This window comes from Micromonospora kangleipakensis, from assembly GCF_004217615.1.
Lineage (GTDB): Bacteria > Actinomycetota > Actinomycetes > Mycobacteriales > Micromonosporaceae > Micromonospora > Micromonospora kangleipakensis.
Genome location: NZ_SHLD01000001.1, coordinates 6,845,562 through 6,867,497, shown reverse-complemented (window position 1 = coordinate 6,867,497; position 21,936 = coordinate 6,845,562). Strand labels below are relative to the sequence as shown.

The following is a 21,936-nucleotide window of genomic DNA, read 5'->3' as shown; positions in this document are numbered from 1 at the left end:
CCCGGACGGTCGCCCCCAGCCCTCAAGCGCAACCACCGAGGTCAGAGGCGACCAGCTCCACCTCGTACCCCTGCCCGTCGGCCAGGTAAGCGGCGTACGTCCCCGGACCGCCCGCGTGCGGGTGCCGGTCCGGAAAGAGCAGCTCCCAGCCGTGGTGGGGGGCGGCGGCGACCAGGGCGTCCACCGCCGCCGGCGAGCCGGCGTGGAAGGCCAGGTGGTTGAGTCCGGGGGCGAGCCGGTCGTGCACCCGTCCGGAGAGCCCGGGGGACTGCTCCAGCACCAGGTAGGTCGGGCCGAGCCGCCAGGACCGGCCGGCCGGCCAGTCCTGGAACGGCGTCCAGCCCAGCTCGCCGAGGAGCCAGCCCCAGCTGCACTTGGCCGCGTCGAGGTCGGGCACCCAGACCTCGACGTGGTGCAGGGCGCCGACGGTCAACGCTTCCCGCCCGGCACCCATAGCACATCTCCGTTCGGATTTGCCGTTCTTGACAGGATAAAGAGCAGATCGGAAAGCCGGTTGAGATACTTTGCCGGGAGGGGGCTGGTCCGTTCCGGGTCGTGCGCGACCAGGGCCCACGCCGCACGCTCGGCGCGCCGGGCGATCGTCCGTGCCACGTGCAGCAGCGCCGCGCCAGCGGTGCCGCCGGGGAGGATGAAGGAGTCGAGCTTGCTCAGGCGTGCGTTGTACTCGTCGCACCAGCCCTCGAGGCGCTCCACGTACTCCTCGGTGACCCGCAGCGGCGGGTACTTCGGGTCCGGCTCGACCGGGGTGGCCAGGTCCGCGCCGACATCGAACATGTCGTTCTGGATCGACCCCAGCACCGCCCGCAGCTCGTCGTCGAGCTGCCCGAGCGCGAGCGCGACGCCGATCGCCGCGTTGCACTCGTCGACATCCGCGTACGCGGCGATCCGTGGATCGGTCTTCGGCACCTGCTCGTTGTTGCTCAGCCTGGTCATGCCGGCGTCGCCGGCCTTGGTGTAGATGCGCGTGAGGTGGACGGCCATGACGCACAGCCTACGGATACCGGACCTGACCATCCCGGCGCGGCCGGACCAGTCCGGCTGGCCGGCCGGGGTGGGCCCGGGTGATGCCGGCGGTCCGGCGGTCAACGACGTCGACGTCATCCGGGTGCGCGGCGACGCGCGGCTGGCCGGCACGGTCCACGTCGTCGGGGCGAAGAACTCGGCGCTCAAGCTGATGGCGGCCGCGCTCCTCGCGCCCGGGCGGAACGTGATCACCAACGTGCCCCGGATCACCGACATCGCCATCATGGGCGAGGTGCTGCGCCGGCTGGGCTGCGGCGTACGGTTCGGCGTCGACGACCCGGTCGATCCGATGGTGGCCCGCGGCGGGGTGGAACGCTCCCGGTCGGTCGTCATCGACGTGCCGGAGCGGCCGGGCGCGGAGGCCGACTACGACCTGGTCCGGCGGCTGCGCGCATCGATCTGCGTGCTCGGTCCGCTGCTGGCCCGCCGAGGGTACGTGCGGGTGGCGCATCCCGGCGGGGACGCGATCGGCTCCCGCGGCCTGGACATGCACATCTCCGGGCTGACCCGGATGGGCGCGGAGATCTCCGGCGAGCACGGCTTCGTCATCGCGTCCGCCCCGGACGGTCTGCACGGCGCGGAGATCGTGCTGGACTTCCCCAGCGTCGGCGCCACGGAGAACCTGGTGATGGCGGCGGTGCTGGCCCGGGGCGTGACGGTGATCGACAACGCCGCCCGGGAGCCGGAGATCGTCGACATCTGCTCGATGCTGATCCGGATGGGCGCCCGGATCGAGGGGGAGGGGACCTCGACCCTGCGTATCGAGGGCGTGCCCGAGCTGCGCCCGGTGCGGCACGCCACGGTGGGGGACCGGATCGTCGCCGGGACCTGGGCGTTCGCCGCCGCGATGACCCGGGGGGACGTCACGGTGACCGGCATCGACCCGGCGTTCCTGGAGGTCGCGCTCGACAAGCTGGTCTCGGTCGGCGGCCTGGTGGAGACCCGCGGTGACGCCTTCCGGGTACGGATGGACGACCGCCCGACGGCGGTGGACGTGGTGACCCTGCCCTACCCGGGCTTCGCCACCGACCTGCTGCCGATGGCGATCGGGCTGGCGGCGGTGAGCGACGGCGCGTCGCTGATCACCGAGAACATCTTCGACGGCCGGTTCATGTTCGCCAACGAGATGATGCGTCTCGGCGCGGACATCAAGACCGACGGCCACCACGCGGTGGTCCGCGGCCGGGACCGGCTCTCCGGCGCCCCGGTCCGCGCCACCGACATCCGGGCCGGCGCCGGGCTGATCATCGCCGGGCTCTGCGCCGACGGGGTCACCGAGGTCTCCCACGTGCACCACGTGGACCGTGGCTATCCGGACTTCGTCGCCGACCTGCAGGCCCTCGGGATCGAGGTCGAGCGCGGCACGATCCCGGACGAGCCGACCCTGGAGATCTGACCGCGGAGAGGGCTTAGCGGTCGTTCAGGCTCGCCGACTAGGGTGCTGGCAGGTACTCAATCAGGCGAGGGAGAAGCAGATGGCGGGTCGACTCGCGGTCGTCGGTGCCGGGCTGATGGGCTCGGGCATCGCCCAGGTGGCGGCGCAGGCGGGCTGGCAGGTGACGCTGCGGGACCTGGACGACGCGGCCACCAAGCGGGGCGTCGACGGCATCCGGAAGTCGCTGGAGAAGTTCGCCGAGAAGGGGAAGATCGAGGCGTCCGAGGTCGAGGCGGCGCTGGGCCGGATCACCCCGACCACGGACCTGGAGGCGGTCGCCGACGCGGACATCGTGGTCGAGGCGGTCTTCGAGCGGCTGGAGATCAAGCACGAGGTGTTCCGCGCGCTGGACAAGATCTGCAAGGCCGACGCGGTGCTGGCCACCAACACCTCGGCCATCCCGGTCACCCAGATCGCCGCGGTGACCGAGCGGCCGGAGTCGGTCGTCGGCACCCACTTCTTCTCCCCGGTGCCGATGATGAAGCTCTGTGAGCTGGTCCGCGGCTACAAGACCAGCGACGAGACCCTGGCGACGGCGAAGGCGTTCGCCGAGGAGATCGGCAAGACGGTCGTCGTGGTCAACCGGGACATCGCCGGCTTCGTCACCACCCGGCTGATCTCCGCGCTGGTCGTCGAGGCGGTCAAGCTGGTCGAGTCCGGCGTGGTCTCGGCGGAGGACCTGGACACCGCCTGCCGGCTTGGCTTCGGCCACGCCATGGGTCCGCTGGCCACCACCGACCTGACCGGCGTGGACGTGCTGCTGCATGCCTCGAAGAACATCTACACCGACACCGCCGATGAGAAGTTCTTCCCGCCGGAGCTGCTCCAGCGCATGGTCACCGCCGGTGACCTGGGCCGGAAGACCGGCAAGGGCTTCTACACGTACTGAGCCGGCGGCGCGGGCGACGGGCGGGACCGTTCGTCGCCCGCAGTCACGGCCGGGGCGGGTCGAGGGCTGCGCCGAGCAGGGCGAAGGCGTCCGGGATCACCGTGCCCCAGTAGGCGAAGTTGTGCCGGCCGTCGGCCCATGCCGCGCGTACCGGCGGCTCGGGCAGTGCCCGGGCCAGGGCGCGCACGTCGCGGAGGAAGTTGTCCTGCCGGCCGCACCAGAGACCGACCGGGGTGCCACGCAGCCGCGCCGCACCGGCGAAGACCGCGTCCCCCGGCCGGACCGCGGGGGAGAAGGCGGCCACCGCGCGGAGCCATCCCGGGTACGTCTCGGCGAGCAGCAGCGCGCCGAAGCCCCCCATCGACCAGCCCCAGACCGCCGTTCGGTCGACGTCGAAGCCGCGCCGGGCGCACCAGGTGGGCACCTCCTCGCGCACCATCCGCTGCGGGTCGTCGTCGCCGGAGCGCCGCCAGGAGAGCCGGCCGCCGGTGGCGCCGGCGAGCACGAAGGGCGGTGCGCCCCGGCGTACCGCGTCGGTGAGGAAGCGGGCGAGCCCGAAGCGTCCGAAGTCCCGGGGCGTGGCCGAGGCGCCGTGCAGCACCAGGCAGACGGGCAGGCCGCGGCCGTCGCCGTACCCCTCCGGGACGGCGGTCCAGAAGTCCACCTCGCGGTTCCGGGCGGCCGACCGGATGCGGATCAGGCGTTCGTCGCCGGACGGGGCGTCGGGGAGTTCGGGCACCGGCCCGGGTCGGGGGCGGGACAGTTCCCGGGCGGTGAGGCCGCCGAGCGCGGCCAGCGTCGCCGTGCCGGCGCCGGCCGCGAGCAGCCGGCGCCGGGTCAGAACGTGAGCCATGCAGGCGAGTGTGACACCCGCCGCCGCGCCGGGCGGCTCAGCCGTCGCGTCGGGTGGTCCAGCGGAAGGTGGTCAGGCAGAGGAGCAGGCCGATCACGCACCAGGCGGCGAGCACCAGGGCGACGCGGCCCAGCTCGAACGAGCCGCCCGGCTCCTGGGCGCCGAAGCTCTCGGGCAGGAAGACGGACCGCAGCCCCTGGCACATCCACTTGAGCGGGAAGAGCGCGGCGACCTGCTGCATCCAGCTCGGCAGCTCGGTGAAGACGAAGAACACGCCGGAGATGAACTGGAGGATCAGCGCCACCGGCGTGACCACGGCGGAGCCGCTGCGCGCGGTGCGGGCCAGCGAGGAGATGGCGATGCCGCAGAGGGTGCAGGCGGTGACGCCGAGCGCGGCGACCCAGCCGAAGGTCAGCCACTTGCCGATGGTGTCGGGCAGCTTCAGGTCGAACAGCAGCACCGCGACGACCAGCAGCAGGGCGGTCTCGGCCACGCCGATCGCCACCACCATGATCACCTTGCCGGCGAACCAGACCCACTTCGGCATCGGCGTGCCCCGGTAGCGCTTGAGCACGCCCCGGTCCCGCTCGATCGGGATCCAGATGCCCAGGTTCTGGAAGCTCACCGTCATCAGACCGGTCGCGATCATGCCGGTGATGAAGTACTGGGTGAACTTGACCCCACCACCGATCTCGCCGCTGAAGATCGACGCGAAGATCAGGATCATGATGATCGGGAAGCCCATCGTGAAGACGACGGACTCCCGGCTGCGCAGGAACTGGGTGATCTCCAGCCGCCCCTGCCGCAGCGCGAGGGCGCCCGGTCCGAGCCGCCGGGCCGGGGCGGCGGCGACCGGGGCCGCCGGCTTCGTGGTGGTCGTCATGAGTGTCCGATCATCTTCAGGTAGACGTCTTCCAAGGTCGGCCGGGTCACCGTCAGGGCCGGGACCTCGCCGCCGTAGCGCGCGGCCAGCTCCGCCACCAGCGCCGTCGGCGTCGCGCTCTCCGCGCTCTGCGGCGTCCCGTCCGGGGTACGCCAGGAGACCGTGGCGAGGGCCTCCTGCCGGTTGCCCAGCCGGTTCGGCGGGGCCACCTCGACCAGCCGCCCGGCGGCGATCACGCCGACCCGGTCCGCGAGCGCCTCGGCCTCGTCCAGGTAGTGCGTGGTCAGCACGATGGTGGTGCCCGCGGCGGCCAGGTCCCGGATCAGCTCCCAGAACTCCCGCCGGGCCTCCGGGTCGAAGCCGGTGGTCGGCTCGTCGAGGAAGAGCAGCTCCGGGCGGCCGATGATGCCCAGCGCCACGTCGAGGCGGCGCTTCTGGCCGCCGGAAAGGGTGTGGGTCCGCGCCTTCGCCTTGCCGCCGAGCCCGACGCGTTCGATCACCTTGTCCGGGTCGTCGGCCTCGGGGTAGAAGCCGGAGAAGTGCCGGATCACCTCGGCGACGGTCAGCTCGTCGAACTCGCCGGTGCCCTGGAGCACGATGCCGACCCGCGAGCGCCAGTGCGGGTCCGGGTGGGCGGGGTCGCTGCCCAGGACGGAGACCTCGCCGGCGTCGCGCCGCCGGTAGCCCTCCAGGATCTCCACGGTGGTGGTCTTGCCCGCGCCGTTCGGGCCGAGCAGGGCGAACACCTCACCGCGGTGGACGTCGAGGTCCACCCCCGCCACCGCGACGTTGTCGCCGTACACCTTGCGCAGCCCTCGTACGGAGATCGCGAGCTCGTCATCCATGCCGTCAAGTGTGCGACCTGGCCGCCGGCGCGGGGAGCCCGGGGTGTGGTGGTCGGGACCATCTCGGGCGCTCTGCCCCCGGACGTCCGCGACATGGACCTGTGTGGTTTTCCACAGCCCGTTTTACTGAACGGTAACTTAGACTCCGGCCATGGACGAGAAGGCTCTCCCGGGCCGGCTGCCGGAGCGCGACCGCCCCTGGGTGATGCGCACCTACGCCGGGCACTCCTCCGCCGCTGCGACCAACGCGCTGTTCCGCCGCAACCTGGCGAAGGGGCAGACCGGCCTGTCGGTCGCCTTCGATCTGCCCACCCAGACCGGGTACGACCCCGATCACGAGCTGGCCGCCGGCGAGGTCGGCCGGGTCGGCGTGCCGGTGGCGCACCTCGGCGACATGCGGGCGCTCTTCGACGGCATCCCGGTCGCCGGGATGAACACCTCGATGACCATCAACGCGCCGGCGATGTGGCTGCTCGGCCTCTACGGCACCGTCGCCGCCGAGCAGGGCGCCGAGCTGTCCCGCTGCGCCGGCACCACCCAGAACGACATCATCAAGGAGTACCTGTCCCGGGGGACGTACATCTTCCCTCCGGCGGCGTCGCTGCGGCTGACCGCCGACGTCATCGCGTACACGCTGCGCGAGATGCCGAAGTGGAACCCGGTCAACATCTGCTCGTACCACCTGCAGGAGGCCGGCGCGACGCCGGTGCAGGAGGTCGGCTTCGCGCTGGCCACCGCAGTCGCCGTGCTCGACGCGGTCCGCGACTCCGGCCAGGTGCCCGCCGAGCGGATGGGCGACGTGGTCCAGCGGATCTCCTTCTTCGTCAACGCCGGGGTGCGCTTCGTCGAGGAGGTCGCCAAGATGCGCGCCTTCGGCGCGCTCTGGGACGAGATCACCCGCGACCGGTACGGCGTCACCGACCCGAAGCAGCGCCGCTTCCGGTACGGCGTCCAGGTCAACTCCCTCGGCCTGACCGAGGCCCAGCCGGAGAACAACATCCAGCGCATCGTGCTGGAGATGCTCGGCGTGACCTTCTCCCGCGACGCCCGGGCCCGGGCGGTGCAGCTCCCCGCCTGGAACGAGGCGCTCGGCCTGCCCCGCCCGTGGGACCAGCAGTGGTCGCTGCGGATGCAGCAGGTCCTCGCGTACGAGTCGGACCTGCTCGAGTACCCCGACCTGTTCGAGGGCTCGCACGTGATGACCGCGCTGGTCGACGGGATCGTCACCGGGGCCCGGGTCGAGCTGGAGAAGGTGCTGGAGATGGGCGGCGTGGTGGCCGCCGTGGAGACCGGCTACCTCAAGAGCGCCCTGGTCGCCTCGCTCGCCGAGCGGCGCCGGCGGATGGAGTCCGGCGCCGACGTGGTGGTCGGCGTCAACAGGTTCACCGAGACCGAGCCGTCCCCGTTGACCGCGGCCGGCGCCGAGGCCGTCGAGCAGGTCGACCCCGCGGTCGAGGCGGCCGCCGTCGCCTCCGTACGCGAATGGCGGGCCGGTCGGGACGACGCGCCGGTCGACGCGGCACTCGCCCGGCTCCGCGCGGGCGCCGCGACCACGACGAACCTGATGGCCGCGACGCTGGAGTGCGTGCGGGCCGGGGTGACCACCGGTGAGTGGGCCGGCGCGCTGCGCCAGGTCTTCGGCGAGTACCGGGCGCCGACCGGCCTGGCCGGCGGTGCCGGCGCCGGCGGCGACGCGGGGATCGCGGCCGTCCGCCAGCGGGTCGCCGCCACCGCGCGCGAGCTGGGCAGCGGCCGGCTGCGGCTGCTGGTCGGGAAGCCCGGCCTGGACGGGCACTCCAACGGCGCCGAGCAGATCGCGGTACGCGCCCGCGATGCCGGCTTCGAGGTGGTCTACCAGGGCATCCGGCTGACCGCCGGGCAGATCGTGGCCGCCGCCGTCGAGGAGGACGTCGACCTCGTCGGGCTCTCCGTGCTCTCCGGCTCGCACCTTGCCGCCGTGCCGGCGGTGCTGGACGGGCTGCGCGCGGCCGGGCGGGGCGACCTGCCGGTGGTGGTCGGTGGCATCATCCCCGCCTCCGACGCCGAGACGCTCCGGGCCGCCGGGGTCGCCCGCGTCTTCACCCCGAAGGACTTCGCCCTCAGCCCCATCATCGACGACATGGTCACCGTGATCCGTGAGGCCAACGGCCTGTCGTGACGAGGAAGGGGCCCGCCGTGCGATCCCTTCCTCAGCGCCGGCTCGGGTCAGCGGCTCTGGTAGGTCATGCAGTCGGCCATGTCGTTGTCCGGGCCGACCGTGATCGCCGGGGCGTGGCACTCCAGCTCGGAGTTGTGCCGGCAGTCCGCCCGGCTGCACGCACCCACCTGGGCGATGAGCTGCTCGATCCCGCCCCGCACCGGCAGCTCCACGAAGGTGTGGCAGTGGGCGTGGTCGCTGCTGCCGATCGTGATGGCGAACGCGTGGCAGTCGTTGGTGTGGTTGTAGGCGCAGGAAGCGACGGCGCATTCCTGGACCCGGGGCATCTCCATCGCTGCGGTCATCGGTGACCCTCCTTAGGCTCCTGGTCCCATTTTAGGTATTTGGCCGTTTGGTCTTCGGCCTTTCGGGTTCGTCGTGGGCCGCGATGGGGGGTGTGGCCCGCCCGGGTCGGCCCTGGCCGGGTCTGGGCTGGGTGGGCGTCGCTTGCTGGTTGGGCGTGATCGCCCGCATGTCGCCGATGTGGGGGTGTCCGACAGGCGCGGATACCGCCACATCGGGGATCTGGTGCCGGGTGTCCGTTTCCGGCCGGCAGGTGGCGGACGGTCTGGGTCGGGTGTCCGTTTCTGGGTGTGACCGGCGGCATCCCCGGGCCGGAATCGTGGCGGGCCGGGGGTCGTTACATCTGGCGTACGACCGAAGCAGCTGGCCCGCTCGACCGGGCCGGTGGTCGGGCCCCGGAATGATGGCGGGCCGGCGGTCGTTACATATGGTCCCGGCGCCGCGAAGAGGCCCCCGCCCCGCGGTCGGATCGGGCAGAGACTTTCCCCCCTTGAACTTAGTGAGCGCCTGACGGTGCTTGCGCATGTCCCGGCCCCCACCGGGTGTGCGCCAACCCCCAAGGAGCTTTCCCATGAACACGATCATTCGTAAGAGCGTGCTGGGTGTTGCTGGTCTGGCTTTCGCCGGTGGTGTGTTCGCCGGTCCGATCGCCGCTCACGCCGACACCGGTCCCGTCACCGGCAAGCCGGTCGCGGTGCAGGCTGACAAGCCGGACAGCGGCAAGCTGATCCCGCACGGTGTGCAGGGCAAGCAGTCGCACATCTCCCTGAGCGATGAGCAGACCGGCAACGCGAAGGCGATCATCGCCGCGACGAAGAAGGCGGGTCTGCCGGAGCGGGCCGCGGTGATCTCGATCGCCACGAGCCTGCAGGAGTCGAAGCTGGAGAACCTGGGTCACCTGGGTGACCGCAACGACCACGACTCGCTGGGCCTGTTCCAGCAGCGCCCGTCCTCGGGTTGGGGTACGCCGGAGCAGATCACCGACCCCGAGTACGCGACCCTGGCGTTCGAGAAGGGTCTCAAGCAGGTCGACGGGTGGCAGGACATGCCGCTGACCGAGGCCGCCCAGACGGTGCAGGTGTCGGCCTACCCGGACGCCTACGCCCAGTGGGAGAAGCAGGCCGCCCACATCGTCGCCCAGCACTGGAACAGCTGACCCCAAAGCAATACGCCGCTGGCCGGCACCCCAAGACACGGGGTGCCGGCCAGCGGCGTCTCGGTGTGGCTGGTGCGGCTTTCGCCGGTGCCGTGCTCGCCGGTCCGATGGCCGCGCACGGGTCTCGGCAGGCGTACGCCTCGCCGGGGGAAGGTCAAGCTCGGGCGGCCCGCCGCTCCCGACGCCGGCGCAGGAACCAGAAGAGGGACGCCACCAGCCCGACCAGGAAGACCAGCACCAGCACCGGCAGCAGGATCGCCACCACCGACATCACCACGCTCGTGGCGTCCTCGGCGGTGCTGGCCACCGGGGCGCCGAAGCCGGCGGTGGTCGCGTTGATGACCGGTCGGGCGGCCGACTTGAGCAGGTGCACGCCGAGCGCGATCAGCACGCCGACCACGACCGGCACCCACTGGTGCGAGGAGAAGAAGGTGTCCGGGTCGCTGACGGTGACGGTCTCGGAGGTGGAGCCGGCGCCGAAGGCGAGGCCGCCGGCGGTGGGCCGGACCACCGTCTGCACCACGTCATTGACGTGGTCGACCACGGGCACCTTGTCGGCGACCACCTCGATGGCGAGCAGCACGGCGAGGATCAGGATGACCCAGCCGTTGCCCAACCACTGCCAGCCGCTGGGCAGGTCCATGAGGTCGGTGTAGCGCGCCAGCAGACCCATCAGGAGCAGGGGGATGTAGGCGTTCAGGCCGGCCGAAGCGGCGAGGCCGGAACCGGTGAGGACTTCGAGCACGATCACAGCATCGCACCGGGACGCCAGTGCCGCTCGGTGGCGACGGCCGGGGTCTCGGCTACCCTCGTCGGGTGCGGTTGGTGATTGCGAAGTGCTCGGTGGATTACGTCGGACGGCTCTCGGCTCACCTGCCGCCGGCCACGCGGCTGCTCATGGTCAAGGCGGACGGCTCGGTGTCGATCCACGCGGACGACCGGGCGTACAAGCCGTTGAACTGGATGAGCCCGCCCTGTCGGCTGGAGGAGGCCCCCGGCGTCTGGCGGGTGGTCAACAAGGCCGGCGAGGAGCTGCGGATCACCCTGGAGGAGATCTTCCAGGACACCTCGTACGAGCTGGGCGTCGACCCGGGCCTGCGCAAGGACGGCGTCGAGGCGCACCTGCAGGAGCTGCTGGCCGCCAACCCGACGACCCTCGGCGAGGGTTACTCGCTGGTCCGCCGGGAGTACATGACCGCCATCGGGCCGGTCGACCTGCTCTGCCGGGACGCCAACTCCGGCGCCGTCGCCGTCGAGGTGAAGCGGCGCGGCGAGATCGACGGCGTGGAGCAGCTCACCCGCTACCTGGAACTGATGAACCGTGATCCGCTGCTCGCCCCGGTCACCGGCGTCTTCGCCGCCCAGGAGATCAAGCCGCAGGCCCGGGTGCTCGCCACCGACCGGGGCATCCGCTGCGTCGTGGTCGACTACGACAAGCTGCGCGGCATCGAGCGCGACGAGCTGACCCTGTTCTGAGCCGCCTGCCGGCGTTGCCGCGCCCGGGGCACGGGAGCGGTCAGCGGTTCCGGCCGTACATCAGCTTGGCGGCCTTGACCAGGCGGGCGACGTCCGCCGGGGTGCGCTCGAAGGTCATCGACGGCAGCAGCGAGCGGGCCCGCCGGCGGGTGATGGCCTTGGCCCGGCCGAACTCCCGCAGCCCGTCCTCGCCGTGGATCCGGCCGAAGCCGGAGTCGCCGACGCCGCCGAACGGCAGCGTGGACATGCCGGCGAAGGTGAGCGCCGAGTTCACCGAGGCCATCCCGGAGCGCAGCCGCCGCGCGACCGCCACCGCCCGCTTGCGGCCGAAGACCGAACCCCCCAGGCCGTACGACAGGGCGTTGGCCCGGTCGACGGCCTCGTCGACGTCGCGGACCCGGTTGACGGTGAGCGTCGGCCCGAAGGTCTCCTCGCGGACGGCGGTCGAGTCCTCGGGGACGTCCACCAGCACGGTCGGGTGGACGTACGGCGGTTGGACCGCGTCGGGGCCGCCGAGCACCGCGCGACCGCCCCGCTCGACGGCATCGTCGATGTGCCGGCGGATCACGTCGAGCTGGGAGGGCATGGTGATCGGGCCGATGTCGGCGCCGTCGGGGCCGACGGTGAGCCGCCCGGCCCGGGTGACCACCTTGTCGACGAAGGCGTCGAAGACCTGGTCGACGGCGTAGACGCGTTCGATGCCGATGCAGGTCTGGCCGGCGTTGGTGAGCGCACCCCACACGCACGCGTCGGCGGCGGCGTCCAGGTCGGCGTCGGAGTCCACGATCATCGCGTCCTTGCCGCCGGCCTCGAGCAGCACCGGGGTGAGCGACTCGGCGCAGGCGGCCATCACCTTCTTCGCGGTGGCGGTGGAGCCGGTGAAGGCCACCTTGGCCACGCCCGAGCGGCACAGCGCCGCGCCCACGTCGCCGAGGCCGTGCACCGCCGTGAAGACGGGCTGCTCGGGGACCACCTCGGCGAACCGGTCGACCAGCCACTGCCCGACGGCCGGGGTGTACTCGCTGGGCTTGAAGACCACCGCGTTGCCGGCGGCGAGCGCGTACGCGGCGGAGCCGATGGGGGTGAAGACGGGGTAGTTCCAGGGGCCGATCACGCCGACCACTCCGTACGGCTGATACTCCAGGTGGCCGGTGAACTCGGCGAGGATCAGCCGGGAGCGGACCCGCCGGGGCCCGAGCACCCGCCGCGCGTTGCGGGCCGCCCAGTCGACGTGCTCGAGCGCGGTGAGGATCTCGACGACGGCGTCGCCGACCGGCTTGCCGCCCTCGGTGTGCATCAGCTCGGCCAGCTCCTCGATCCGCCGGGCGAGCACGCTCCGCCAGCGCAGCAGCCGCTCCCGGCGACCGGTGAAGCCGAGACCGGCCCACCACTCGCCCGCGGCGCGGGCCCGGGCGACCGCCCGGGCCACGTCCTCTGCGGTCGCCACCGGGAGTCGCCCGGCCTCCGCGCCCGTCGCCGGGCTGGTCGACACCAGCCGACCGTCCTCGATGACCGGGGTCCCCGGGACATGCACAGCCGTCATGGCGGAAGTCTAGACCCGAGGATTACTCGCCGGTAGGCCTCTCCGCGCCCGGAAACCGCCTGCCCGGGGTGGTCGCGCAGCCGGCCGCCGGGCGGCGGTGGTACCCGGCGTGCCCGCCGAATCGGCGAACGGGAGTTGGCCGCCCGGGGTCGCGGAGGTGACCACCCGGTGGTGGGGACGATTACGGTGAGGTGGCACGCTGACGCCACGGGGCGATGGTGGGGTGGAGGGCGACGGTCCATGGAGGATCATCCGGAACTGATGCCGCTGTTGACGGTGGCGGGCGGAACGATGCGGGGCTTGAGCTTCCGGGTCGGCCGTGACCCGCAGGTGATCGGTCGGGCGCCGACCGCCGGGATCGTGCTCGACGATCCGCACCTGAGCCGGCGGCACGCCGCGGTCCAGCTCACCAACGAGGGGGTGTCGTTGGTGGACCTCGGCTCGACCAACGGGACCTGGCTCAACGACCGCCGGATCGCCGGCGTCGAGCAGCTGACCGACGGCGACGTGATCCGACTGGGCCGTACCGAACTGCGGTACTTCGACCCCGGCGTGGCCCGGACCGACCCGGTGGGGCTGAGCTTCTCGGCGCCGCGCCGGGACCACCGGCCGACCCTGCCGCTGCCCGTCCCCCCGGCCCCGCGGGCGCCGGTGGAGCCGCGCGGCGCGGTCCTGCCGCTGCCGGCGGCCCCGGTCGACGCCCACCGCTGACGACCGTCGGCCGTCCCGGGTCCCGACCCGGGCCGGTCCCACAGCCGGCGGTGGTCCCGGGTGTGGGCCGGGCCCATGGACCCGGGGCGGCGCGGCGTGTCAGCATGCGCCGATGGAGAGCGCGCAGCACACCGTGTCGGCGAACGGCATCACCCAGGCGGTCCGGGTGGCGGGCCCGCCGGACGGCGTGCCGGTGCTGCTCGTCCACGGCAATGTCTCCTCCGCGGCCTTCTGGGAGCCGCTGATCCGGCGGCTGCCGGCCACCCTCCGGGTGGTCGCGCCCGACCTGCGCGGGTACGGCGACACGCAGACCGCGCCGGTGGACGCGACGCGCGGGCTGGGCGACTTCGCCGACGACGTCGCCGCCCTGCTCGACGTTCCGGGCCTCTTCGCCCCCGGCGCCCGGCCGGTGGTCGTCGGGCACTCGCTCGGCGGGGGCGTGGCGATGCGGCTGCTGGTCGACCATCCCGACCGGGTGGCCGCCCTGCTGCTGGAGGCGCCGGTCTCCCCGTACGGCTTCGGCGGCACCCGGGACGTCCACGGCACCCTCACCACGCCCGACTCCGCCGGCACCGGGGCCGGCACGGCGAACGCCGACTTCGTCGCCCGGCTCGCCGCGAAGGACCGCGGCGAGGACGCCCCGACCAGCCCCCGCAACGTGCTGCGGGCCACCTACGTCGCCGATCCGGCGTCGTTCGGGGAGGACGAGGAGCTGCTGCTGGAGAGCGCCCTCTCCACCGTCACCGGGGACGACAACTACCCGGGCACGGCGGTCGCCTCGCCGCACTGGCCGGGCACCGCGCCCGGGGAGCGCGGCGTGCTCAACGCCCTGGCGCCGGCCCACTTCCGGATCGCCGACGAGCTGGTCGCCGTGCCGGCCGGGCCCCCGGTCACCTGGGTACGCGGCGACGCCGACGTGATCGTCTCGGACACCTCCCTGTTCGACCTGGCGTATCTGGGGTCGCTCGGCGCGGTGCCCGGCTGGCCGGGGGCGGCGGACTGCCCGCCGCAGCCGATGATCGGGCAGACCCGCGCGGTGCTGGAGCGGTACGCGGCGGCGGGCGGGATGTACCGGGAGGTGGTGCTCCCCGGCTGCGGGCACAGCCCGCACCTGGAACGGCCGGCCGAGTTCGTGGCGGAGCTGCTGGCGCTCACGGGGGTCTCCGCGACGGCCTGAGGCCTTCCTGCGTGAAATATCCCACGGCGTCTCGACAACGCAGCGTCACATGGCAGACTCCGGCGCATAACCTTAGCGGCCGTTCATGCCGGCAACGGCGGAGTCAACCAGGGGAGGCCGATCGTGGCGCGCGAGTTCACCAGTGTGGGTGTGGTGGGTCTGGGCACCATGGGTGCCGGCATCGTCGAGGTCTTCGCCCGCAACGGCATCGACGTGGTGGCGGTGGAGATCTCCGACGCCGCCCTCGACCGTGGCCGGGCGACCCTCACCGGCTCCACCGACCGGGCGGTCGCCAAGGGCAAGCTCGCCGCGGCGGACCGGGACGCCCTGATGTCCCGGGTGCACTTCCAGGTCGGGCTGGACGCGCTGCACTCGGTGGACCTGGTGATCGAGGCCGTGCCCGAGCACCTCGACCTGAAGCAACGGATCTTCGCCGAGCTGGACCGGGTCTGCAAGCCCGAGGCGATCCTGGCCACCAACACCTCCTCGCTCAGCGTCACCGAGATCTCGGTCGCCACCACCCGCCCCAACCAGGTCATCGGCATCCACTTCTTCAACCCGGCGCCGGTGATGAAGCTGGTCGAGGTGGTCCGCACCGTGGTCACCTCCGCCGACGTGGTGGCCGACGTGGAGGCGCTCTGCGAGCGGCTCGGCAAGGTCGACGTGACCATCAGCGACCGGGCCGGCTTCATCGCCAACGCGCTCCTCTTCGGTTACCTGAACCACGCGGTGAGCATGTTCGAGGGGCGGTACGCCACCCGCGAGGACATCGACGCCGCGATGAAGCTCGGCTGCGGCCTGCCGATGGGCCCGCTCGCCCTGATGGACCTGATCGGCCTGGACACCGCGTACGAGATCCTGGACACCATGTACCGGCGCGGCGGCCGGGACCGCCGGCACGCGCCGGTGCCGCTGATCAAGCAGATGGTCACCGCGGGACTGCTCGGCCGGAAGTCCGGCCGGGGCTTCTACACCTACGAGCGGCCGGGCTCCCCGGTGGTCGTACCGGATGACCAGACGCCCGTGGCGGGGCAGGCCGCGCTCGCCGACGGCGCCCGCGCCATCGCGAAGGTCGGCGTGGTCGGCTCCGGGACGATGGCCACCGGCATCATCGAGGTCTTCGCCAAGGCCGGGTACGAGGTCGTCTCGGTCACCCGCGGCGCGGAGAAGTCCGCCAAGGTCTTCGAGGCGGTCAAGACCTCGCTCAACAAGGGCGTGGTACGCGGCAAGCTCAGCGAGGACGACCGGGAGGCGGCGCTCGGCCGGATCAACTGGTCCGCGACGCTGGAGCACCTCGCCGACGTCGACCTGGTGGTCGAGGCCGTGGTCGAGGAGCTGAGCGTCAAGAAGGCCCTCTTCGCCAGCCTCGACGAGATCTGCAAGCCGGGCGTCGTGCTCGCCACCACCACCTCGTCGCTGCCGGTGATCGACGTCGCGATGGCCACCCAGCGGCCGGCCGACGTGGTCGGGCTGCACTTCTTCAACCCGGCCCCGGTCATGCCGCTGGTCGAGGTGGTGCAGACGATCCGCACCTCGCCGGAGACCACCGCCACCGCCCGCGCGGTCTGCGCCGCGCTCGGCAAGACCGGCGTGGTCTGCGGCGACCGGTCCGGCTTCATCGTCAACGCGCTGCTCTTCCCGTACCTGAACGACGCGGTGAAGATGCTGGAGGCCAGCTACTCCACCGCCGACGACATCGACTACGCGATGAAGCTCGGCTGCGGCTACCCGATGGGCCCGTTCGAGCTGCTGGACGTGGTCGGCCTGGACGTGTCGCTGGCCATCCAGCGGGAGCTCTACCTGGAGCTGCGCGAGCCGGGCTTCGCCCCCGCGCCGCTGCTGGAGCACCTGGTCACCGCCGGCTACCTGGGCCGCAAGAGCGGTCGCGGGTTCCGCGACCACACCCGTCGCTGACCGGGTCAACGCCGGCCGCGGGTGACGCGTCTGGAGGGTGTGACCTTCGATCGGCTGGCCGGGGAAGGGCTTCACCGAGACGGACGCGGCGACGGTGCTGGCCGGCGCCCGGGTCGCGAAGGACCTGACCCGACCGGAGACCTGGGACTGACCCGGGGCCGCCCCGGCGGGGCCGCCCGTCCCGGGCCGGTCCCGCCGGCGGCCCGTACGCTTGGTGACCGTGAGCCCCCGTCGCAACCGCCCCCGCCGGGACGAGACCGCCCACCTGGACTCCGACCGGGCACGCCAGGGCGTGCCCACCGTCCAGCAGTGGCGCGACGGCGACTGGCAGGTACGCGGGATCAGCGGCGGGGCGTCCACCAAGACGTACCGCTGTCCCGGCTGCGACCAGGAGATCCGCCCCGGCGTGGCGCACGTGGTGGCCTGGCCGGCGGACGACCGGGGCGACCTCACCGACCGGCGGCACTGGCACAGCGGCTGCTGGCGGGCCCGGGACCGGCGCGGACCGGTCATCCAGCGCGGCCGCGGCGCCCCCCGGCACGGCTGAGCGATCTGGATCACGCTGTTTGCGCCCCGGCGGGCGACGGGGGCGGCGGCGCGCCAGACTGGGACGGTGAGCACACCGATCCGCGCCTCGTCGATCCTGCCCGGTCACCGGGAGGAGATCGAGCTGCACACCGCCGACGGGCTGAAGCTGGTCGGTGAGCTGGCCCGGCCGCTGGACCGGGAGCCGGCCGGCACGCTGGTCTGCCTGCACCCGCTGCCCACCCACGGCGGGATGATGGACAGCCACGTGTTCCGCAAGGCGGCCTGGCGGCTGCCCGCGCTGGCCGACCTGGCCGTGCTCCGGTTCAACACCCGGGGCACCAGCAGCGTCCGCGGCACCAGCGAGGGGGCCTTCGACGCCGCGGTCGGCGAGCGCTTCGACGTCGCCGCCGCCATCGAGTACGCGGAGTTCGCCGAGCTGCCGAACATCTGGCTGGTCGGCTGGTCGTTCGGCACCGACCTGGCGCTCAAGTACGGCTGCGACCCGGCGGTGGCCGGGGCGATCCTGCTCTCCCCGCCGCTGCGCTTCTCCACGCCGGACGACCTGACCCAGTGGGCCGACAGCGGCAAGCCGCTCACCGCGCTGGTCCCCGAGTTCGACGACTACCTGCGGCCGGCGGAGGCCCGGGAGCGGTTCGCCGCGGTGCCGCAGGCCGAGGTGGTCGGGGTGCCCGGCGCCAAGCACCTCTGGGTCGGCGACGCGGAGACCGTGCTCGACGAGATCGTCCGCCGGGTCAACCCGGCGGTGCCGGTGCCGCTGCCGACCACCTGGGACGGCCCGGTGGAGACCGGCGACGTCAGCGCGTACGCCGACCGGACGGTGGCGTCGTTCGCCGACACCCCGGTCCCCGGTCCGCGTCCCGACCAGGCGGGCTGACCGACCGGCCCGTTGATCCGTGGAGGCCGATGCTCAGCGGGATTCCTGCCGGGGGAGGACCACCTCGCGGAGGATCAGCTGGAGGGCGGCCACCGTCGGGATCGCGATCAGCGCGCCGACGACGCCCAGCAGTGACACCCCGAGCAGGGCGGCGAGCAGCGCGGCTACCTCGTTGACCGCGACCGCCCGCCGCATGATCTTGGGATAGATCAGGTAGTTCTCCACCTGCTGGTAGATCAGGAAGAAGATCAGGCAGGCGATGCCGACCGGCAGGTCGGTGGCGAAACCCACCAGGGTCACCACGACCGCCCCGAGGGTGGCTCCGATCTGCGGGATCAGGTCGGTCACCGCGACCACCACCGCCAGCGCGAACGGGTACGGCAGCCCGACGACCAGCGCGAAGACGAAGGTGCTCGCCCCGGCCAGCACCGCGATGCTGAGCGCCCCCACCATGTACGCGCCCACCCGGGTCAGGATCTCGTCCCCGATCAGCCGCACCCGCTCCCGCCGGGAGCGGGGCACCAGCGCGTACCCGAGGGCGCGCAGCTTGTCGAAGTAGGCCAGAAAGTAGATCGTCAGCACCAGCACGGTCAGCGCCCGGAAGATGGTGCCGAAGATCAACTGTGCGCCGCCCAGCACGCCGCCGAGGGCCCGCCCGATATTGTCCGCGTTCGCGGCCGATTGGACCCGCTGCATGAGGTCGTACCGCTCGACCAGGTCATTGACCGTGGGGTTGCGGCGCAGCTCGTCGACGTAGCTCGGCAGTTGCTGGATGAACTGTCCGGACTGGGTCACCACCGGCGGCACCAGCGCCAGCACCCCGCCGACGATCAGCAGCAGCACCGTCAGCGTCACCACCGCCACCGCCAACCCGTGCGACAGCCCCCAGCCCCGCAGCCGGACCACCGCCGGGTGGAGGCCGACGGCGAGGAAGAGCGCGATGACCACCAGGACGAGGATGCCGGCGGCGTTGCGCAGGCCCAGGAAGACCGCGTACGCCAGCAGCACACCGAGCGCCCCGGTGAAGCCGATCAGGAAGCTGCTGCGCCGCAATGGCCGGCCGGGGGTGCCGAAGCGCCCGCTCGGCCCACCCACCTCGAACTCGGTCGGGTCGGACGCGTTCGTCTCGGCGGTCCGCCCACCGCTGGCTTGGTTCACAGTGGGGCGGGGCGAGGCAGCGCCGGCTGACGCCCCGCCGGCCGCCGCCTCGTCGGCCGCCGCCTCGTCGGCGAGCGCCCCGCCGGTCGCCTCCGGCGTCGGTGGCCCAGCGGGCACCCCGGTCGATGCGCGGGCCCCCGCGCCGCTCGCGGCCGCACCTGCCGGCCAGGGGCCGTCGGGGGCGGGGCCCGCGGTCGGGGCCGGGTCGGCCCCTGGGGCAGGGTCCTCCGGCGTGCCGTCGGAGGCGGGGTGCGCCGTCGGGGTCGGATCGTCCTCGGGGCGGAGGGCGGCGAACGGATCGTCGTGGTCTGGTCGGGCGCTGCCCGACGGCCCGTCCTGCGACACCGGACCTCCCCCGGGTTCCGCTCCGGCGGATGCGGCCGGAGCAGCCTTCGCCGACCCGGGGTTGGTGGCCGGACCGGTCGGCCGGCGGCGGCCGGATTCCGGCGCGCCACGGGCCTCTGCCCGGAGGTTAGCGGCCCGCGGGTGCGCCCACCAGCCCTTCGCCCGCGCGGGTGTCCGTCAGCCCCGCGACCGCCGGTGTGCCGGACCCGTCACCTCGGTGAGGCGGCGGGATCCCGTCCGGCTGCCGTCGCCGGGTCGGGGATGTGGTGGTGTTCGGGGATGCCGGACAACCCCACGTCGGCGAGGTGGCGGCAGGCGCCGTCGACGTGTCTCGCCGGCCGGTGGGCGGGGGACCCGGTGCGGTCAGTCCGACTCGACGGTGACGGTGCTCGGCTTGGCGCTGCGTTCGTCGGTGGTCGGCTTCGTCGGCCGCTTGCCGTTCTCGCCGGTGCTGGTGATCTTCGTCGGGGTGGCGCCCCGGCCGCCCGCGCCCGGCACGGCGGCCACCGTCGGCTCGCCGTCCAGCCCGGCGGCGCCGTCCACCGTGGTCACCGGCTCGCCGACCGGACGGGCCGCTCCGGTGTCGGCCGTGGCGGCACCGCCGGCGGCCGGCTCCTTCGCTTCCGCCGGGGCTGCCGTCGCCGGCTCCCGGCCGTTGGTGGGGGCAGCCGCCCGGCCGTTGGCGGTCACCGGTGCCCTGACGTTCGCGGTGACCGGCTCCGTGTCCGTGTCGGGTACCGGACCCGTGCCCCTGCCGGGGACCTGGCCCGCACCCCCGCCGGTGGGCCCGGCCAGCTTGCCGGGGGCGACCGCAGTGGCCGCGAGGCCGGCGGAGGTCGTGCCGGCGGTCTCCTGCAACCGGAGCTCGGTCAGCTTCCGCTGGAGCTCGTCGGACTCCTGCCGGGACTTCCAGGTCTCCTGCCGCAGGTCGGCCAGCTCCTGCTGGGCCTGCGCGATCTCCAGCATCACCTGGGCGAGCTGCTGCCGGCCGGAGGCCACCTCCTGCTGGGTGGCGGCGAGGTGCTGCTGGGTCGTGGCCAGGTGCTGCTGGGTGGTGGCCGCGTACTCCTCGAACTGGCGCCGGGAGGCGGCGACGTGCTCGTCGGCCTTGCGGCGCTTCTCGGTGGCCTCGGCCTCGGCCCGGCGGAGCAGCTCCGTGGCCTCGTCCTCGGCCCGGCGTCGCATGGTCAGCGCGTCGTGCTCGGCCGCCCCGCGGACCGCCGCGGCGCCCTGCTCGATCGCGTTCCGCCGGGCCGTGTACGCCTGCTCCAGCTCGTCCTGCCGGGTCTTGTGCAGCTTCTCCAGCTCGGCGTGCCGGGTCGAGTGCTGCTTGTCCAGCTCGTCGCGGCGCTTGGCGAACTCCTGCTCGGCGGCGGCCCGGCGCTGGGCCAGCTCCTTGTCGGCCGCCTCCCGCCGGGAGTTGACCTCCCGCTCCACGCCGGCCCGCCAGGCGCCCAGCTCCTGCTGCGTCTGGGCGCGGGCGTGCTGCACGTACGCCTCGGTCTCGCTCCGCATCCGCTGGACGTACGCCTCGACCTCGGCCCGGTTGCGCTTGCCGGCATCGGCGGCCTCGGTGGTCAGCCGGTTGGCCTCCTGCCGGGCCCGGCCGCGGGTCGCCTTGGCGGCCTCCTCGGCGTCGTCGACGATCTGCTTGGCTTCCTGGAGCGCCTTGGCGTGGGTGGCCCGGCTCGCCGCGGTCGCGGATTCGGTGAGGCGCTTGGCCTCCTGCTGCGCCTTGGCGTGCATCTCCTTGGCGGCCTCGCGGAGCTGGGTCGCCTCCTGCTGGGCCTTGGCCAGGGCCTCCTTGGCGGACTCGCGCAGCCGGGTGGACTCCTGCTGAGCCCGGGTGTGGATCTCCTTGGCGGTGTCCCGGAGCTGGGTGGCCTCCTGCTGGGCCTTGGCCAGCGCGTCCTGGGCCGTCTTGCGGAGCTTCTCCGCCTCGGCCTTGGCGGCCTTCAGGCTGGCGTCGGCCTCGGCCTTGGCGGCCTTCAGGCTGGCGTCGGACTCGGCCTTGGCGGCCTTCAGGCTGGCGTCGGCCTCGGCCTTGCGGGCGGCGGCGTGCCGCTCCTCCTCGGCCCGCCGGGCGGCGAGGGCGATCTCGAAGTCCTTGAGCGCCTGGGCGGACTGCTCGCGGGCCTCCTCGATGATGTGCTCGGCGGCCGCCCGCCGGGCCTCGATCTCCTCGTCGGCGGAGGCGACGATCTCGTCCGCCTGCTCCTCGGCCATCGTGAGGATCTGCTCGACCCGGGGACCGAGGTGCCGGAACGAGGCCCGGTCCACCACGCCCACCTGCTTGCGCACCTGGGCGAGGTCGCGTTGCAGCACTTCCACCTGGCCGGCCAGCTTGTGGATCTGCGTGTACGCCTGCTCCCGCTCGGTCGTCAGGGTCGCGATCTCGTGCTCCGCACGAGCGACGTACCGGTCGACCTGTCGTTTCTCGTACCCCCGCAGAGCGGACTCGAAGCTGGGCTCCGTGGTCACGTCCCCGCCGAGAGCAAACAGTTCCTCGCCGTGCGACATGCCCCCATCCTCACACGCATCCGGCTCTGCTGGGGCGATACGGACGCCCCTGTTGGGAGCTTAT

20 protein-coding genes are annotated in these 21,936 nt (G+C 73.0%); 10 read left to right on the top strand and 10 right to left on the bottom strand.

Annotated features, from left to right (window positions below; all coding sequences use genetic code 11):
• Positions 1 to 22: 22 nt before the first annotated feature.
• Both EV384_RS32680 and EV384_RS32675 read right to left on the bottom strand, forming a co-directional pair.
• Positions 23 to 454, bottom strand: a complete 432-nt coding sequence (locus tag EV384_RS32680; protein WP_130339512.1) for a VOC family protein — start codon at positions 452 to 454, stop codon at positions 23 to 25.
• Positions 430 to 1,002: a cob(I)yrinic acid a,c-diamide adenosyltransferase gene (locus tag EV384_RS32675; protein ID WP_130339510.1), complete on the bottom strand. Its 573-nt coding sequence runs from the start codon at positions 1,000 to 1,002 to the stop codon at positions 430 to 432. The genes EV384_RS32680 and EV384_RS32675 overlap by 25 nt, the downstream gene beginning before the upstream one ends.
• Between EV384_RS32675 and murA the strand changes: the two genes are divergently transcribed.
• Positions 1,001 to 2,440 (top strand): UDP-N-acetylglucosamine 1-carboxyvinyltransferase, encoded by a 1,440-nt coding sequence (gene murA / locus EV384_RS32670; protein WP_130339508.1) that lies wholly within the window; start codon positions 1,001 to 1,003, stop codon positions 2,438 to 2,440. The two genes, EV384_RS32675 and murA, sit on opposite strands and share 2 nt — an antisense overlap.
• 79 nt (positions 2,441 to 2,519) lie before the next feature.
• Positions 2,520 to 3,368 (top strand): 3-hydroxyacyl-CoA dehydrogenase family protein, encoded by an 849-nt coding sequence (locus EV384_RS32665; protein WP_130339506.1) that lies wholly within the window; start codon positions 2,520 to 2,522, stop codon positions 3,366 to 3,368.
• A gap of 43 nt (positions 3,369 to 3,411) precedes the next feature.
• On the opposite strand, the gene EV384_RS32660 is transcribed toward EV384_RS32665, so the two are convergent.
• The 3 genes from EV384_RS32660 to EV384_RS32650 are packed head-to-tail and all read right to left on the bottom strand — an operon-like array spanning position 3,412 to position 5,949.
• Positions 3,412 to 4,221, bottom strand: coding sequence for an alpha/beta hydrolase (locus EV384_RS32660; RefSeq protein WP_130339504.1), 810 nt, complete (start codon positions 4,219 to 4,221; stop codon positions 3,412 to 3,414).
• A gap of 37 nt (positions 4,222 to 4,258) precedes the next feature.
• Positions 4,259 to 5,104 (bottom strand): ABC transporter permease, encoded by an 846-nt coding sequence (locus EV384_RS32655; protein ID WP_130339502.1) that lies wholly within the window; start codon positions 5,102 to 5,104, stop codon positions 4,259 to 4,261.
• The gene (locus EV384_RS32650) at positions 5,101 to 5,949 is read right to left on the bottom strand and encodes an ABC transporter ATP-binding protein (protein WP_130339500.1); all 849 of its coding nucleotides are present in this window, start codon (positions 5,947 to 5,949) and stop codon (positions 5,101 to 5,103) included. The genes EV384_RS32655 and EV384_RS32650 overlap by 4 nt, the downstream gene beginning before the upstream one ends.
• 151 nt (positions 5,950 to 6,100) lie before the next feature.
• On the opposite strand from EV384_RS32650, the gene EV384_RS32645 reads away from it, so the two are divergent.
• Positions 6,101 to 8,107, top strand: a complete 2,007-nt coding sequence (locus EV384_RS32645) for a protein meaA (protein WP_130339498.1) — start codon at positions 6,101 to 6,103, stop codon at positions 8,105 to 8,107.
• 47 nt (positions 8,108 to 8,154) lie between these two features.
• Here EV384_RS32645 and EV384_RS32640 read toward each other — a convergent pair whose 3' ends face one another.
• Positions 8,155 to 8,451 carry a DUF1540 domain-containing protein gene (locus EV384_RS32640; protein ID WP_130339496.1) on the bottom strand — a complete coding sequence of 99 codons (297 nt, stop codon included), beginning with the start codon at positions 8,449 to 8,451 and terminating at the stop codon, positions 8,155 to 8,157.
• A 569-nt stretch (positions 8,452 to 9,020) separates the two neighbouring features.
• On the opposite strand from EV384_RS32640, the gene EV384_RS32635 reads away from it, so the two are divergent.
• On the top strand, positions 9,021 to 9,605 hold the full coding sequence (locus tag EV384_RS32635; protein ID WP_130339494.1) for a hypothetical protein: 585 nt from the start codon (positions 9,021 to 9,023) through the stop codon (positions 9,603 to 9,605).
• Between the two features lie 154 nt (positions 9,606 to 9,759).
• Here the strand turns inward: EV384_RS32635 and EV384_RS32630 are convergent, their stop codons facing one another.
• Positions 9,760 to 10,350, bottom strand: coding sequence for a DUF4126 domain-containing protein (locus EV384_RS32630; RefSeq protein WP_130339492.1), 591 nt, complete (start codon positions 10,348 to 10,350; stop codon positions 9,760 to 9,762).
• Between the two features lie 71 nt (positions 10,351 to 10,421).
• Between EV384_RS32630 and nucS the strand changes: the two genes are divergently transcribed.
• Positions 10,422 to 11,081 (top strand): endonuclease NucS, encoded by a 660-nt coding sequence (nucS, locus tag EV384_RS32625; RefSeq protein ID WP_130339490.1) that lies wholly within the window; start codon positions 10,422 to 10,424, stop codon positions 11,079 to 11,081.
• A gap of 40 nt (positions 11,082 to 11,121) precedes the next feature.
• Here the strand turns inward: nucS and EV384_RS32620 are convergent, their stop codons facing one another.
• A complete protein-coding gene (locus EV384_RS32620; protein ID WP_130339488.1) occupies positions 11,122 to 12,624 on the bottom strand; it encodes an aldehyde dehydrogenase family protein in 1,503 nt (500 codons plus the stop codon).
• 240 nt (positions 12,625 to 12,864) lie between these two features.
• Here EV384_RS32620 and EV384_RS32615 point away from each other — a divergent pair, with 240 nt between their 5' ends.
• The 5 genes from EV384_RS32615 (at position 12,865) to EV384_RS32595 (ending at position 17,849) form a co-directional block, all read left to right on the top strand.
• Positions 12,865 to 13,335, top strand: coding sequence for an FHA domain-containing protein (locus tag EV384_RS32615; RefSeq protein WP_130339486.1), 471 nt, complete (start codon positions 12,865 to 12,867; stop codon positions 13,333 to 13,335).
• 112 nt (positions 13,336 to 13,447) lie between these two features.
• Complete coding sequence (locus EV384_RS32610; RefSeq protein WP_130339484.1) at positions 13,448 to 14,512, top strand: alpha/beta fold hydrolase; 1,065 nt, start codon at positions 13,448 to 13,450, stop codon at positions 14,510 to 14,512.
• A 123-nt stretch (positions 14,513 to 14,635) separates the two neighbouring features.
• Positions 14,636 to 16,426, top strand: coding sequence for a 3-hydroxyacyl-CoA dehydrogenase family protein (locus tag EV384_RS32605; protein ID WP_130339482.1), 1,791 nt, complete (start codon positions 14,636 to 14,638; stop codon positions 16,424 to 16,426).
• Positions 16,427 to 16,646: 220 nt separating this feature from the next.
• Positions 16,647 to 16,973 (top strand): hypothetical protein, encoded by a 327-nt coding sequence (locus EV384_RS32600; RefSeq protein ID WP_423202934.1) that lies wholly within the window; start codon positions 16,647 to 16,649, stop codon positions 16,971 to 16,973.
• Positions 16,974 to 17,039: 66 nt separating this feature from the next.
• Positions 17,040 to 17,849 (top strand): alpha/beta hydrolase, encoded by an 810-nt coding sequence (locus tag EV384_RS32595; protein WP_130339478.1) that lies wholly within the window; start codon positions 17,040 to 17,042, stop codon positions 17,847 to 17,849.
• A gap of 33 nt (positions 17,850 to 17,882) precedes the next feature.
• Here EV384_RS32595 and EV384_RS32590 read toward each other — a convergent pair whose 3' ends face one another.
• Positions 17,883 to 18,944, bottom strand: a complete 1,062-nt coding sequence (locus EV384_RS32590; protein WP_242624562.1) for an AI-2E family transporter — start codon at positions 18,942 to 18,944, stop codon at positions 17,883 to 17,885.
• A gap of 771 nt (positions 18,945 to 19,715) precedes the next feature.
• Positions 19,716 to 21,872: a coiled-coil domain-containing protein gene (locus EV384_RS32585; RefSeq protein ID WP_130339476.1), complete on the bottom strand. Its 2,157-nt coding sequence runs from the start codon at positions 21,870 to 21,872 to the stop codon at positions 19,716 to 19,718.
• Between the last annotated feature and the right edge of the window lie 64 nt (positions 21,873 to 21,936).

Excerpts from the sequence above, each read along its gene's own strand:
- EV384_RS32680 (WP_130339512.1), bottom strand. The coding sequence starts at position 454 with ATGGGTGCCGGGCGGGAAGCGTTGACCGTCGGCGCCCTGCACCACGTC.
- murA (WP_130339508.1), top strand. The coding sequence starts at position 1,001 with ATGACGCACAGCCTACGGATACCGGACCTGACCATCCCGGCGCGGCCG.
- EV384_RS32675 (WP_130339510.1), bottom strand. The coding sequence starts at position 1,002 with ATGGCCGTCCACCTCACGCGCATCTACACCAAGGCCGGCGACGCCGGC.
- EV384_RS32665 (WP_130339506.1), top strand. The coding sequence starts at position 2,520 with ATGGCGGGTCGACTCGCGGTCGTCGGTGCCGGGCTGATGGGCTCGGGC.
- EV384_RS32660 (WP_130339504.1), bottom strand. The coding sequence starts at position 4,221 with ATGGCTCACGTTCTGACCCGGCGCCGGCTGCTCGCGGCCGGCGCCGGC.
- EV384_RS32655 (WP_130339502.1), bottom strand. The coding sequence starts at position 5,104 with ATGACGACCACCACGAAGCCGGCGGCCCCGGTCGCCGCCGCCCCGGCC.
- EV384_RS32650 (WP_130339500.1), bottom strand. The coding sequence starts at position 5,949 with ATGGATGACGAGCTCGCGATCTCCGTACGAGGGCTGCGCAAGGTGTAC.
- EV384_RS32645 (WP_130339498.1), top strand. The coding sequence starts at position 6,101 with ATGGACGAGAAGGCTCTCCCGGGCCGGCTGCCGGAGCGCGACCGCCCC.
- EV384_RS32640 (WP_130339496.1), bottom strand. The coding sequence starts at position 8,451 with ATGACCGCAGCGATGGAGATGCCCCGGGTCCAGGAATGCGCCGTCGCT.
- EV384_RS32635 (WP_130339494.1), top strand. The coding sequence starts at position 9,021 with ATGAACACGATCATTCGTAAGAGCGTGCTGGGTGTTGCTGGTCTGGCT.
- EV384_RS32620 (WP_130339488.1), bottom strand. The coding sequence starts at position 12,624 with ATGACGGCTGTGCATGTCCCGGGGACCCCGGTCATCGAGGACGGTCGG.
- EV384_RS32615 (WP_130339486.1), top strand. The coding sequence starts at position 12,865 with ATGGAGGATCATCCGGAACTGATGCCGCTGTTGACGGTGGCGGGCGGA.
- EV384_RS32610 (WP_130339484.1), top strand. The coding sequence starts at position 13,448 with ATGGAGAGCGCGCAGCACACCGTGTCGGCGAACGGCATCACCCAGGCG.
- EV384_RS32585 (WP_130339476.1), bottom strand. The coding sequence starts at position 21,872 with ATGTCGCACGGCGAGGAACTGTTTGCTCTCGGCGGGGACGTGACCACG.